This window comes from Paenibacillus sp. FSL W8-0187 (assembly GCF_037969755.1).
GTDB lineage: Bacteria > Bacillota > Bacilli > Paenibacillales > Paenibacillaceae > Paenibacillus_AQ.
This window is the reverse complement of record NZ_CP150206.1, coordinates 145,001-158,911: the sequence shown is the minus strand read 5'-3', so window position 1 is coordinate 158,911 and position 13,911 is coordinate 145,001. Positions and strand designations below refer to the sequence as shown.

Sequence of the window (13,911 nt, the reverse complement as noted above, 5' to 3'; positions counted from 1 at the left end):
AGTATGAACGAATCATTCATGTTCCTCTTTGATGCTTAATGCTCCTGTTCAAGCCGAATCTCGATCGCCCGGGCATGGCCTTCAAGCCCTTCGCGCCGAGCCAGCTCCATAATCTGCTCGCCATCGCGCAGCAGGGCTTCCTTGCTGTAGTAGATCAAGCTTGATTTCTTAATGAAATCGTCCAGATCAACCGGCGAGGCGAACCGAGCCGTCCCATTCGTCGGGATGATATGATTCGGTCCTGCAAAATAATCACCTACCGGCTCTGAGCTATATGGCCCGAGGAAGATCGCACCCGCGTTCTCGATCTGGCCCACAATCGCCATCGGCTCCTCCGTCACGATTTCCAGATGCTCCGGCGCCAAACGGTTAATAACTTCAATCCCTTCTCTAAGGGATTCCGTGATGATCACCGCGCCGTAAGTGTCCACGGAGGCGCGGGCGATGTCACGCCGCGGCAGAAGTTCAAGCTGCCGCTGCACTTCAGTGGCAACGGCCTCGCCCAGCTTGCGTGAAGGCGTCACGAGAATGGCGGATGCCATCTCGTCATGCTCTGCTTGGGAGAGCAAATCCGCCGCAATATACGAAGCATCTGCGCTGTCATCGGCCAATACCGCAATCTCGCTCGGACCGGCCAGGCTGTCAATATTGACCGCCCCGTACACTTCTCGCTTGGCCAGCGCAACGTAAATATTGCCGGGACCGCAGATTTTATCAACGGGGGAGATGCTCTCCGTACCGTAGGCCAACGCCGCAATCGCCTGAGCTCCTCCTACGCGGTAGATCTCCGTAACGCCAGCCTCGGCTGCGGCGACCAGGATATAGGGATTAATCCCATCCTTCCCGCCGGTAGCCGGGGGGGTGACCATGACAATCTCGGGCACGCCTGCCACCTGCGCCGGGATGACGTTCATCAGCACGGACGAAGGATAGGCTGCCTTCCCGCCGGGCACATATACACCCACACGCTTCAACGGACGAATGATCTGTCCCAAGATGCTGCCGTCGGCTTGAAGATCCATCCAGGAATTACGCTTCTGCTTCACATGGAAAGCGCGAATATTATTCGCCGCGGCCTGAATCGCCTTCACGAACGAAGACTCCACATGATGATAAGCCTCCTGGAGCTCTTCATCCGTTACGCGAAGCTGATCTGCCTTAAGACGGACGCGGTCCAATTGCTCGGTATGCCGCAATAAGGCAACATCTCCTTCAGACCGAATATCCCGCACAATCGCCTTCACGACTTCATTCTGCTCTGGTGTGCCATAATCATTTTCCCGTTTCAGCTGAAAGTCCCGTGCTGATACAACCTTCACCTTCATCTCCCCCAATCCCGCTGCTTGCATCACATTTGACCTCATACATGCATAGCGTTTCTTACGAATCGACAATCTATATGTCCGATCTATCCATGCTCATCTTTGTTTATACTTCGTTTCTTAGCGCTGTATATTCGCTCCCTCAGACATAATGACCATTTGCAGCCGATCACACAATGCCTGAATTTCATCATTCTTCATCCGATAGCTGACGCGATTGGCAATCAGGCGACTTGTAATTTCAAAAATGCTGGTCATCTCTATAAGTCCGTTCTCCTTGAGCGTTTGGCCCGTTTCCACCATATCCACGATCCGGTCGGCTAAGCCGATAAGCGGTGCAAGCTCGATGGAACCGTTCAGCTTAACAACTTCAACCTGCTGGCCTTGTTCACGGAAATACTGCGAAGCTACATTCGGATATTTGGTGGCAACCCGCTGACGTATGCCCGGCTTCCAGTCCGGTAAGCCGATAACCGACATCCGGCACCTTGCGATACCGAGATCGAGCAGCTCATAGACGTCTTTGTTCTCTTCCATCAGCACATCTTTGCCAACGATTCCGATATCCGCGACACCGTATTCCACATAAGTCGGCACATCCACCGGCTTCGCCAGAATAAATTCCATTCCTGCCTCCGGCAAGGGAATGACCAGCTTGCGCGTCTCATCCACATCGAGGGGAATCGGAAGTCCGGCTGAACGAAACAGCGCGGATGCTTTTTTATATATACGCCCTTTGGGCATCGCTACTTTCAACGTTTCCGCCACGTTCAACTCCTCCTGACCTTAACCTAAATAAAATAGAGTGATATATCAGCGTTCTATCGAAGGGTAATGATCTCCCGATAGCCTCTATTAAGCAAACTGCCGGATACAACGGGTACCCCCTCATCTCGGACATTCGCCGAGTCCGGCATAATCGAGGTGATGACGGTATGACCCTGTGCCCGCAATTCTGACGCTTTCGCCAAACCTTCTTTGCGATAGGAAGCCGTGTAACGGATCAGAACGGGCAGCTCCTCCGTAATCTCTTCTCCCTGCACCCCATCCAATATGCGATTGGTCTTAAGCGCAAAGCCGGTTGCCGGAACGGCACGGCCAAACTGCTGCAGCAGCTTGTCATAACGACCGCCGCTCGCAACGGGTGAACCTAGCTCAGCAGCATAGCCTTCAAACGTCATGCCGGTGTAATAGGAGAAGTCTCCGAGCATCGTCAGATCAAACAGAACATGCCTGGAGACGTCGTATGCCTCCAGCACCTCCCATACTCTGCACAGGTGCTCAATAGAAGCTCTTGCGAGATCATTGCTGCTAATCTCAAGTGCCTGCCCGGCAATCTCCCGCCCCCCGCGCAGCTTCAGGATTCCTTCCAGCTGATCCTGCTGTGTCTCCGTAAGCCGCAGACTGGCAATGGTATTTCGGTATCCGACATAGTCGCGGTTTAGCAGGTCCTGCTTTAGGCTCTCTTGATCCTCCGTCCGCTCAGGCAGCACCTCCTGGAGCAGGCCATTAAGGTAACCCATATGCCCCATCGCGATTTTGAATTTCTCCACGCCTGCCGCCTTCAGAGACTCGATGGCCAGTGCAATCACTTCAGCATCAGCCTCCGGCGTATCGTCGCCTACAAGCTCTACACCCGTCTGGAAGAATTCAGCCTCCCGGCCCGCCTCTTCTTCGATTGCGCGAAACACATTCGCATGGTAAGACAAACGCACCGGTAATGGCTCATCCTTCAGCAGCGACGACATAACCCGTGCTATGGGAGCAGTCAGATCGGACCGCAGCACCATCGTCGTTCCGCGCTTATTCAATAATTTAAACAGTTTTTGGTCCGACGTAGAGCTTGCCACGCCTACCGTATCGTAATATTCCATCGTTGGTGTCATAATCTGCCGGTATCCCCAGCGGTCCATACATGCCAGCACTTCACGTTCAATCCGGCGCAGCTTGGTGACCGCATGAGGGAGGTAATCACGAACACCTGCCGGTTTTTCGAAGCCTTTCGGTTTAGACATGACGCTCCACCTCAAATTCAGAAAAGTCTTTACTATGGTAAAGTAGTACCTTGCTAATAAATTAAAGGATATTGGCTATATTACCATGAACCCTGCCTGATCGTCAATGCATCATAAATGCGTCCTGCTATGTATCGTTCTCCGTTGTAATCCGCCTTAGCCGCCAAAGAATCTGCTTAACTTCTGGGTATAATTGTAACACAAGAACATGCTGGAGTGGCTTGCTTATCTAGGGGTGAATCTCTGCTATGTCCAGAGCCACGCATAATACAAAAAAACCGTCCGATTGCCGGACGGCTTTGCTTCATAATGATAAATAAGAAAAAAGTATGCCTGCTATGGTTATAGATCCACCGATTTTTTGCTGTCGCCTGTAACGGTATCTTTTCTCTGCGTTGGTGCTTTCGGTGCTTTGGATGATGGCTTCAATGATCGCGGAACGCTGCCAAGCAGCATCCAGGAGCCTGGAATCCACCGGAACACCGTTTGTACCACCAGTGCACTGACAATCAGCGCAGTAACCATGCCACCATAAATCCAGATGAGATAATCATCGGTTACCGGATTCAGCTTGAGATCGTACTCCCGGTATAGGAACAGCCAGAGCGGATGCACCAGATAGATCGCGAAGGACAACTCGCCAATCCGCGTCAGCACCTTCACGATGAGTTTCCAACCGCTGTTATACAGCCAGCTGGCCAGCTGCATCAGCACAATCGCGGAGAAAACCGTGTGCAGATTCCATAACAGCTCGTACAACAGGGAGTCGTATTTGGCACCGTGCAATCTCTGATTGTACCAAATCTGCACATGTGTCAGTGCCATCGCAAGCCAACCGGCCCATAACACGACCGTACCTGCTCTTTGACCTGAAGTCTGCTTTTTCCAGGATGACGTAAGCCAGCCCTTGAATTTGTCGTAATTCATCGCCAGATAAGCACCCAGCATATAATAGGCTAAATACGAGATGGCCAGGCTTCCTTTAAACGTGTAGTGCAGCTCGTATTTATTCCATATGATAAAGCCCCATTGAAGCAGGAACCCGATGGGAACCGCCCACCGTACGAGAAACCGTGACGATTTGAACAGCTTAAGGAAGATCGGGAACAAGATATAGAACTGCAAACTGATAAATACAAAATATAAGTGCGTATAGTTCTGCCCCCGAATTAAACGTTCAAAGAAAAGAGGCATCTGTGCCCATAGATCAAATGAGCTGTTGAGCAGCCCGTTCTGATACATCCGCACAAAGAAATAGATGATCGAGAACAACACATAAGGCAGCAAAATGTACAAGAGCCGCCGTTTGTAGAAGTTTTTGATTAGATCTTTGGTCAGCGGCCGGTCCGCATAGTTATAGAACAGCACGAAGCTGCTTAGGAATATAAACGAGGGTGTACCGTATTTAAAGAAAATATTCAAAAAATTAATAATATAATAGAATCGCGAATCAATCGCATCCACTGTTGCAAATGAAGTCGCATGAACGTGAAGCACGCCCAGGATGGCCAGCGCACGATAAATATCGAGCTGCGGCAGCCTTTCCTTCTTGTTCAGCGTTGCACTCATGTCAGGCGTCGCCTCCTTGATTCAAGTATTTTCATAGAGTCAATGAAAAGGGATGGGCGGGCAAAAAAGTCCCTCAAGGCCATCATACCCCGGGGACTATGGAATCGCTTTGTGTCATGTTATCCTATACTCATTCTACAATAATTCAGGTAGCTTGAGAACCTAACTTGTCACATTACCTCAAATTGACTCACTTTCCGTCGATGTCCTCTTCAGCTCTCGCAATGGATTGCCGCCTACAAAAACACCCGGTGCCACATCTTTATGTACGACAGACCCTGCAGCAACAACCGCTCCATCTCCGATCGTTACGCCAGGCAAAATCGTGGTGTTCGCGCCGATGAGCACATTCTCCCCGATCCGCACTTCACCCAGACGATATTCCTTTATTAGATACTCATGGGCAAGAATCGTTGTATTGTAGCCGATCACCGAATTCTCGCCGATAGATATTTTCTCCGGAAAAAACACATCCACCATGACCATCAATCCAAACGCAGTATGTCTTCCCACCTTCATCCCGAGCATATGGCGGTATATCCAGTTCTTCAAGGGCAGGATAGGGCAATAGCGGGCCAACTGGATAAAGATGAAGTTCTTGACGCCCTTAAACGGGCTCACGGTGCGGTAGATTTGCCATAGCGCGTTGGGCCCTTCTACAGGATAACGGGTAACCTTTCTGGCCATGCTGCCAAAACTCCTATTCCTCTTGAAGTCCTACGATTTCATACAGGTCTTTCATATCCTTTAAAACATAATCCGGACCATACTCCATCAGCTTCTGCTCACCCTTCAGGGACCAAGCTACAGCTGCGGCCTTCACACCCGCCGCCTTGGCGGACTGAATGTCGACCGGACTGTCCCCGATCATCAATGTCGTAGCCGGATTGGCGCCCAGCCGCTCAATTGCTGTCAGAACGGGCTCAGGATGCGGTTTCGGATGCTCGACGTCGTTCACCGTAACAATCGTCGACATGAATCGCTCGAGATCGTACTTTTCCAAAGTCATCATCGTAGAAGGACGAATCTTAGTTGTTACAATCCCAAGCGAAAGCCCGTGACGATGAAGGCGCTCCACGACCTCATTTACATGAGGGAACGGTCTAACCATCTCATCATGATGAAGCGTGTTGAAGGAACGGTAGGCTTTGACAAACGGACTAACATCCTCAACGCCTCCCGAGAAAGCCTGCAGCTGCTGTTCCAGCGTGGTTCCCATATGTGGAATGATCTGCTCCCTGGTTAACGGTCCCGGTGCTTGAGCCTCGAAGACATGCAGAAACGACGAGATAATCAATTCATTCGTATCAATAATGGTTCCGTCTAAATCAAACAGTACGGTTTCTATCATGCTGCAACTACTCCTTTTTGTCCTCCGTATCTGGTTTTATTGCCGGAGTATCTTCTACTCGGGACGATTTGACTTCCGTCTCCTGGGTTTGGATTAGAGAGCTTGTATCATCCTTCTCTACTGGATCTGCTGCCAGTTTATCCTGCTTAACAGGTGCCTGCGCAGATGACTTCACGGCTTTATCCGTCTGAAGGTCAGCTTCAGGCGTTGGCCCTGCTCCGATCTTCGTTGACACGATGGGGTCCAAATAACGCACATTGGCGCGGCCTGTTACGCGGCGTACAACGATCAATACGATGCCTGCAATGACGAAGAACACCGACAGCAGCTGAGAAATCCGAATATTGCCGTAAGCCGGATCCAGATGGCCCAGTTCAAAGCCCATCCAAGTCATCGGTGCCCACAGCGTATTGTTAATGAAGTCGGCAAGTCCGGTTGCGCCTTGGAACGCCAAGCTGTCCGTACGCACCGCTTCAATGAAGAATCGGCCGATGGAATACCAGATGAAATATCCGATGAAGAGTTCGCCTGCGCGCAGGAATTTCTGTCTGCGGAGGATAAGCAATATGACAATACCCACCAAGTTCCATAGCGATTCATATAAGAAGGTAGGATGATGGAATACACCTTGTACATTCATTTGATTCACGATGAAATCAGGCAGGTGCAGCTGTCCGCGTAAAAAGGATTCACTTACAGGACCGCCATAGGCCTCCTGGTTAACGAAGTTCCCCCAGCGTCCAATGATCTGACCAGCCAACAGGGACGGAGCGCAGATATCGGCAATCCGCCAGAATGAATAGCCTTTCCGGCGAACAAAGATTAACGCACAGATAATGGCACCAATAAGGGCACCGAATATGGCAATCCCGCCGTTCCATATTTTGAACACATCCAGGAAGTTGTCTTTATAATCTTCCCATTTAAAAGCTACATAATAAATACGCGCACCAATGATTGCGGAAGGAACACCAAGCAAGAGCAAATCCATAAAAAATTCCTGCGGAATGCCAAAACGCTTCCCCTCGCGAATGGCCAGTAACAGCCCCGCTAAAGCTCCCAACCCCAAAATCAAGCCATACCAATGAACACGCAGCGATCCGATGGAGAACGCCACCGGATCGATGAGCAATGTTTGCATCTTTTATAACCTCCCTAGTCCTAGTCCAAATCGTCCATATCTTCAGCGATCGTAGCTGTCAGTTTGTTCGTAAACTGCAGCGCAGCATTCAGTCCCATTTGTTTCAATCTGTAGTTCATAGCTGCTACCTCAATAATAACCGCAAGGTTACGTCCTGGACGAACCGGAATGGTGACCAGAGGGATGTCTGTCTCAATAATTCGTGTTGTTTCTTCATCTAATCCCAGACGATCATACTGTTTATCCTGCTGCCAAGCTTCCAATCGAACAACAAGCGTAATCCGTTTATTGTTCCGAACGGCTCCTGCACCGAATAACGTCATGACATTAATAATACCAACTCCGCGAATCTCCAGAAGATGGCGAATCAACTCCGGCGCCGTTCCGTGAAGCTGAAAATCCGATGTCTGACGTATCTCCACCGCATCATCCGCAATCAACCGGTGTCCGCGTTTGACGAGCTCCAATGCCGTCTCACTCTTCCCGATACCGCTTGAACCTGTGATCAGCATCCCCACGCCATAAACATCGCACAATACCCCGTGGATGGTTGTAGTTGGTGCAAGTTTACGCTCCAGGAAGCTTGTGAATCGGCTTGTCAGAATGGTTGTCGCCATACTGCTGCGCAGTACAGGCAAACCTCTTTCGTTCCCGAGTTCCACCAGTTCCTCCGGCACTTCCAAGGAACGAGTAACTACAATGCAAGGTGTTTCTTCCGTACACAGGCTGCGCATCCGCTCTTTACGCTCTTCCGGCTTCAGCATTCCGAAGAAAGCCAACTCCGTGCGGCCCAGTAGCTGGACCCGTTCCCGCGGATGGTATTCAAAATAACCGGCCATTTCCAATCCCGGGCGATTCAGATCGTCCGTTGTAATCTGACGTTTTAAGCCTTCCTCACCTGCGATGACCTCCAGCTGAAACTGCTGGACCAGCTCGGATACCTTCACTTTCTTGGCCATGGTCTTACCCCTCTTCTTCCATTGTATGTTGACATCACAACGCAACCGTCATGTACGCGGCCCGTATTGGATGATATATTCCATATTCGATATTATCTAAAGTAGATAATCTGTATAAGCCTTATCAGCGATCTGGCAATTCACATGAAATATGCTTCAACATCCCGTATGTCCCATACTTATGTATGCCTTGCTTTGTGCTTATCTTATCGAAAAAAACCAATGAATGCAATTCTAACCGGCTATTCAATCGCGACATTAGGCTTATATTGGGGTGAACCGACACTACGATTACGTACTATAACTTGAATAATATAAATGTAATGTTTTATCACGAAAGGCATTATAAACTCCATTCTTCTCCAGTATCTGGGTTTACTGCTTTATATATCTGCTATTCCTTTGAATGCATCTACTACCTTCTGCGAGAAACACCTTAAACCCTCTCTAGGAGTGAATACTACCTGGATTTATGTATTTTTCTCCTAAAAAAACCGCCCCTTGAGAGGGCGGTTTTCAAGAGATCCCGATTGCTGAAGATTAGTCTTCGAGCAATACGTTCAATTCAGACTCTTTATCAAAGATATGAACTTTGTTCATGTCGAGTGCCAATTTCACATTGTCGCTTTCGCGAGTAGTCGAACGCCCGTCTACACGGCCGATAACCGTATCGGTGCCCAAGCCGCTCAGGTACAAGAGCATTTCGTGACCAAGGTTCTCGGTTACGTCAACTTTTGCAGTGAAGATTGTGTTCGGGGAAGCTTCCAGGAAGACGGGCTCTTCATGAATATCTTCCGGACGAACACCCATGATTACTTCTTTGCCAATCATGGATTTGTTTTTGAGCAATTGCGCTTTACCACCTGGTACTTGAACGTTCAAGCCCTGGGAAGTGAAGTATACGCCACCGTTTTGCTCGGACAATTTACCGTTGATGAAGTTCATGGTTGGGGAACCGATGAAACCAGCAACGAACAGGTTGTTCGGATTGTTGTACAGTTGCTCTGGGGAATCCGCTTGTTGAATAATGCCGTCTTGCATAACAACGATACGGTCACCCATCGTCATAGCTTCTGTTTGGTCATGCGTTACATAGATACAAGTGGTTTCAAGGCGCTTAACCAGCTTTGTAATTTCGGCACGCATCTGACCGCGGAGTTTCGCATCCAAGTTGGAAAGTGGCTCATCCATCAAGAAGACTTGTGGATCACGGACAATCGCACGACCCAAGGCAACACGCTGACGCTGACCACCGGACAGAGCCTTTGGTTTACGCTCGAGCAAATGCTCGATATCCAGGATTTTTGCTGCTTCACGTACACGTTTATCGATTTCGTCTTTCTTCACTTTACGGAGTTTCAAACCGAATGCCATGTTCTGATATACGTTCATATGTGGATACAAGGCGTAGGATTGGAATACCATCGCGATGTCACGATCTTTAGGTGCTACATCGTTAACAACGCGGTCGCCAATGTAAAGTTTACCCTCAGAAATTTCCTCAAGACCTGCGATCATACGCAGTGTCGTGGACTTACCGCAACCGGAAGGACCTACCAGTACCAAGAATTCTTTATCTTTAATATCCAAATTAACGTCAATTACAGTTGCTTTATCCGCACCTGCATACTTTTTGTAAATATGCTCTAAGCGTACACCAGCCATGTGCATTTGCCCCCTCATATGAATGTTATGAAATCGAATACAATTAATTTATAATCTTATATTACCCCATAGGCACCTGACTTGCTATACACAATCTGCACAAAAAACCTATTTCCTTTTCGTCACTTTATACAATAGAAGCGTTATTTTCACTAAAACCGCATCACTGAAGCTGCGAACATCAAGCCCCGTCTCCTGTTTGATCTTATCCAGGCGGTATAGCAGCGTGTTACGGTGAATATATAGGTGCTTGGCCGTCTCGCTCACGTTACAATCCAATTCGAAAAAAGACTCCAGCGTTGACAAGGTCTCACTATCCTCGAATAAATCGGTATGTCCGGCAGCGTACTCTCGCAGAAATTGATTGCGTTGGTACTCGGGAATGCTATAGACCAGGCGCTCCAGATGAAGCCCGGTCGACAGATGGATATGTTCCTTTACCTGGAATGTACGGCCGATGGTCATGGTCTCTCTTAACATGCTAACGGTCTGTGGCAGAGCATGCAGGGCATTAACTGCCGGTATCGCCGAGATATGGAAATCCCCCACCCATTCCGTTGAAATCAGCTCGTAGAGCCCCATGCAGAATAAGGAGAGTAAATCTTGATCGCCTTCCACCGAAGCATCATCTTTATCATCCGTCGTTATACCGTCCAGCAATTCCTGGTTCGCTAGGATAATCCATTCCTTATCAAGCAGTGGCACCAGAATGATGTCCCCGCCAAAATAGCTGCGCAATAACCGATGCAGTGCCTTATAACTTGGAGTAGGGGCGTGCTCGCTCTCATGAATAAGAAGAAAGGGAACCATGTCCTCCGTCAAGCTTGTCCGAATCCACATTTCCTCTGGTAATTCAGCAAGCAGTTCACCGGCTTGCAGGCGTTCCTTTAACCAACCACCCAACTGTTGGGCGCGTCGTTCTTCTTCAACCTTACCGGCACTCTTGGACACTACCCCTGGTGTCGTATCCTGAAGGCTCGACAATAGTAGAGTTATAAGCCCAATCTCGGACTCCGTCAAAGCACTCTGATTCGCTACAATTACCCGACTAGGATCCTGTTGATTCACAGGAATCCAAATCTCACCAAGGTCCTTGTGCACATAGGCGCCGTGAACCCTTCGTGATTGGTGTGAGGTTCTGTTTTCTTCACGGCTACTAGTCCCCTGGGCTCTTTCCTCATGACCCATCCGATCACCGAATGGCGGTGAGGTCGCTATTAGTTTTGTTAACCATGCTGCTTCCTGAGCATTCAATGTTTTTAAACCGAGTGAGGTACCCAAGGTCTGCTCTAGTTTCTGAACGATGTGCTCCATCTCCACCATTGATGACTCCACCACTTTATCGTTTTTTCTTATTTTAGCATAACACCCAGTGCAAGCGACAATGCCTTCTCTCTAAGTCCAGTTACATTGGAGAAAAACTGCTTAAAAACAACACAAAAAGAGCCGTCAACAACGTTGACGACTCTTCGGATGAGCCATGAAGGACTCGAACCTTCGACACCCTGATTAAAAGTCAGGTGCTCTACCAACTGAGCTAATGGCTCTTATTTACTGGTGGAGGATGATGGATTCGAACCACCGAACTCGGACGAGAACAGATTTACAGTCTGCTGCGTTTGGCCACTTCGCTAATCCTCCAGGATATAAAGGTGGCTCGGGACGGAATCGAACCGCCGACACGAGGATTTTCAGTCCTCTGCTCTACCGACTGAGCTACCGAGCCTTACATAAATGACATAAAAATAAAGTGCGGAATGCAATCCTGCCCACTTTAATCTGTGGAAAACCGACCATTTTTATTCCTTAAGATTAATAATGGCGGAACTGACGGGATTCGAACCCGCGATCTCCTGCGTGACAGGCAGGCATGTTAGGCCTCTACACCACAGTTCCACATTATTAAAGATGGTGCCGGCGAGAGGACTTGAACCCCCAACCTACTGATTACAAGTCAGTTGCTCTACCAATTGAGCTACACCGGCATGGTAAGGTAATAAAAATAAGTACATGGTGGAGGCTGAGGGGTTCGAACCCCCGACCCTCTGCTTGTAAGGCAGATGCTCTCCCAGCTGAGCTAAGCCTCCAGGTATGTATGGTAGCGGCGGAGGGGATCGAACCCCCGACCTCACGGGTATGAACCGTACGCTCTAGCCAGCTGAGCTACACCGCCATATAAACCTATTTGCGTTCAAGTTATTCAAATGGCGGAGAGAGAGGGATTCGAACCCTCGCACCGCTTACGCAGTCTAACCCCTTAGCAGAGGGTCCCCTTATAGCCACTTGGGTATCTCTCCATCATAACTTGTATGCAGTTACAGAGATTGATTCCCTGAAAACTAGATACGAAACGAATTTGCAACACATTGAAATATGTTTTGGATAAGCCCTCGACCGATTAGTATTGGTCAGCTCCATGCATTGCTGCACTTCCACCTCCAACCTATCTACCTCGTGGTCTTCAAGGGGTCTTACGAATTGGGAAATCTCATCTTGAGGGGGGCTTCACGCTTAGATGCTTTCAGCGCTTATCCCTTCCGTACGTAGCTACCCAGCCATGCTCCTGGCGGAACAACTGGTGCACCAGCGGTACGTCCATCCCGGTCCTCTCGTACTAAGGACAGCTCCTCTCAAATTTCCTACGCCCACGACAGATAGGGACCGAACTGTCTCACGACGTTCTGAACCCAGCTCGCGTACCGCTTTAATGGGCGAACAGCCCAACCCTTGGGACCTACTTCAGCCCCAGGATGCGATGAGCCGACATCGAGGTGCCAAACCTCCCCGTCGATGTGGACTCTTGGGGGAGATAAGCCTGTTATCCCCAGGGTAGCTTTTATCCGTTGAGCGATGGCCCTTCCATGCGGTACCACCGGATCACTAAGCCCGACTTTCGTCCCTGCTCGACTTGTAGGTCTCGCAGTCAAGCTCCCTTATGCCTTTGCACTCTTCGAATGATTTCCAACCATTCTGAGGGAACCTTGGGGCGCCTCCGTTACTCTTTAGGAGGCGACCGCCCCAGTCAAACTGCCCGCCTGACACTGTCCCCGTACCGGATTACGGTACCAGGTTAGAACCTAGATACGATCAGGGTGGTATCCCAACGTCGCCTCCACACAAGCTGGCGCTCATGCTTCAAAGGCTCCCACCTATCCTGTACAGATCGTACCCAAATCCAATATCAAGCTGCAGTAAAGCTCCATGGGGTCTTTCCGTCTTGTCGCGGGTAACCTGCATCTTCACAGGTATTAAAATTTCACCGGATCTCTCGTTGAGACAGCGCCCAAGTCGTTACGCCATTCGTGCGGGTCAGAATTTACCTGACAAGGAATTTCGCTACCTTAGGACCGTTATAGTTACGGCCGCCGTTTACTGGGGCTTCGGTTCACAGCTTCGGGATTACTCCCTAACCGCTCCCCTTAACCTTCCAGCACCGGGCAGGCGTCAGCCCGTATACTTCGCCTTACGGCTTCGCACAGACCTGTGTTTTTGCTAAACAGTCGCTTGGGCCTTTTCACTGCGGCCCCCTCGGGCTATTCACCCTACCGAGGCACCCCTTCTCCCGAAGTTACGGGGTCATTTTGCCGAGTTCCTTAACGAGAGTTCTTCCGCGCGCCTTAGAATTCTCTTCTCGCCTACCTGTGTCGGTTTGCGGTACGGGCACCTTCACCTGACTAGAGGCTTTTCTTGGCAGTGTGAGATCATGACCTTCGCTACTATAATTTTCACTCCCCATCACAGCCCAGCCTTATCGATGTGCGGATTTGCCTACACATCAGCCTCACTGCTTGGACGGACATCCATCAGTCCGCGTCACTACCCTCCTGCGTCACCCCATCGTTCATAACGGTTTACGGTGGTACAGGAATTTCAACCTGTTGTCCTTCGA

The 13,911-nt window shown here is 49.6% G+C and carries 10 protein-coding genes, 8 tRNA genes and 1 rRNA gene (1 of these 19 running past the window's edge); all 19 read right to left on the bottom strand.

The window, feature by feature from the left end; all coding sequences use genetic code 11:
- Nucleotides 1–35: 35 nt before the first annotated feature.
- The gene (hisD, locus tag MKY48_RS00775) at nucleotides 36–1,319 is read right to left on the bottom strand and encodes a histidinol dehydrogenase (protein WP_339293459.1); all 1,284 of its coding nucleotides are present in this window, start codon (nucleotides 1,317–1,319) and stop codon (nucleotides 36–38) included.
- A 123-nt stretch (nucleotides 1,320–1,442) separates the two neighbouring features.
- Complete coding sequence (hisG, locus tag MKY48_RS00770; RefSeq protein ID WP_076326133.1) at nucleotides 1,443–2,090, bottom strand: ATP phosphoribosyltransferase; 648 nt, start codon at nucleotides 2,088–2,090, stop codon at nucleotides 1,443–1,445.
- A 53-nt stretch (nucleotides 2,091–2,143) separates the two neighbouring features.
- A complete protein-coding gene (locus MKY48_RS00765) occupies nucleotides 2,144–3,337 on the bottom strand; it encodes an ATP phosphoribosyltransferase regulatory subunit (protein WP_339269307.1) in 1,194 nt (397 codons plus the stop codon).
- Between the two features lie 342 nt (nucleotides 3,338–3,679).
- Entirely contained in the window at nucleotides 3,680–4,906 is a 1,227-nt protein-coding gene (locus MKY48_RS00760) for an acyltransferase (protein ID WP_339269305.1), read from the bottom strand.
- Nucleotides 4,907–5,086: 180 nt separating this feature from the next.
- Complete coding sequence (locus tag MKY48_RS00755; protein ID WP_076326130.1) at nucleotides 5,087–5,593, bottom strand: acyltransferase; 507 nt, start codon at nucleotides 5,591–5,593, stop codon at nucleotides 5,087–5,089.
- Nucleotides 5,594–5,606: 13 nt separating this feature from the next.
- Nucleotides 5,607–6,257: a pyrophosphatase PpaX gene (gene ppaX, locus MKY48_RS00750; RefSeq protein ID WP_339269303.1), complete on the bottom strand. Its 651-nt coding sequence runs from the start codon at nucleotides 6,255–6,257 to the stop codon at nucleotides 5,607–5,609.
- Between the two features lie 7 nt (nucleotides 6,258–6,264).
- Complete coding sequence (gene lgt, locus MKY48_RS00745) at nucleotides 6,265–7,398, bottom strand: prolipoprotein diacylglyceryl transferase (RefSeq protein ID WP_339269301.1); 1,134 nt, start codon at nucleotides 7,396–7,398, stop codon at nucleotides 6,265–6,267.
- Nucleotides 7,399–7,418: 20 nt separating this feature from the next.
- Entirely contained in the window at nucleotides 7,419–8,357 is a 939-nt protein-coding gene (gene hprK / locus MKY48_RS00740) for an HPr(Ser) kinase/phosphatase (protein ID WP_076326127.1), read from the bottom strand.
- 540 nt (nucleotides 8,358–8,897) lie between these two features.
- Complete coding sequence (gene ugpC / locus MKY48_RS00735) at nucleotides 8,898–10,022, bottom strand: sn-glycerol-3-phosphate ABC transporter ATP-binding protein UgpC (RefSeq protein WP_076326126.1); 1,125 nt, start codon at nucleotides 10,020–10,022, stop codon at nucleotides 8,898–8,900.
- 108 nt (nucleotides 10,023–10,130) lie between these two features.
- Nucleotides 10,131–11,345 carry a helix-turn-helix domain-containing protein gene (locus tag MKY48_RS00730; protein WP_339269298.1) on the bottom strand — a complete coding sequence of 405 codons (1,215 nt, stop codon included), beginning with the start codon at nucleotides 11,343–11,345 and terminating at the stop codon, nucleotides 10,131–10,133.
- Between the two features lie 151 nt (nucleotides 11,346–11,496).
- Nucleotides 11,497–11,569, bottom strand: a tRNA-Lys gene (locus tag MKY48_RS00725).
- A gap of 8 nt (nucleotides 11,570–11,577) precedes the next feature.
- Nucleotides 11,578–11,663, bottom strand: a tRNA-Tyr gene (locus MKY48_RS00720).
- Nucleotides 11,664–11,675: 12 nt separating this feature from the next.
- Nucleotides 11,676–11,748, bottom strand: a tRNA-Phe gene (locus tag MKY48_RS00715).
- Nucleotides 11,749–11,841: 93 nt separating this feature from the next.
- A tRNA-Asp gene (locus tag MKY48_RS00710) sits at nucleotides 11,842–11,918 on the bottom strand.
- Nucleotides 11,919–11,931: 13 nt separating this feature from the next.
- A tRNA-Thr gene (locus tag MKY48_RS00705) sits at nucleotides 11,932–12,007 on the bottom strand.
- 26 nt (nucleotides 12,008–12,033) lie between these two features.
- Nucleotides 12,034–12,109, bottom strand: a tRNA-Val gene (locus MKY48_RS00700).
- A gap of 9 nt (nucleotides 12,110–12,118) precedes the next feature.
- A tRNA-Met gene (locus MKY48_RS00695) sits at nucleotides 12,119–12,195 on the bottom strand.
- A gap of 32 nt (nucleotides 12,196–12,227) precedes the next feature.
- Nucleotides 12,228–12,319 (bottom strand) — tRNA-Ser (locus MKY48_RS00690).
- Nucleotides 12,320–12,400: 81 nt separating this feature from the next.
- A 23S ribosomal RNA gene (locus tag MKY48_RS00685) occupies nucleotides 12,401–13,911 on the bottom strand; it runs 1,418 nt beyond the window's last position.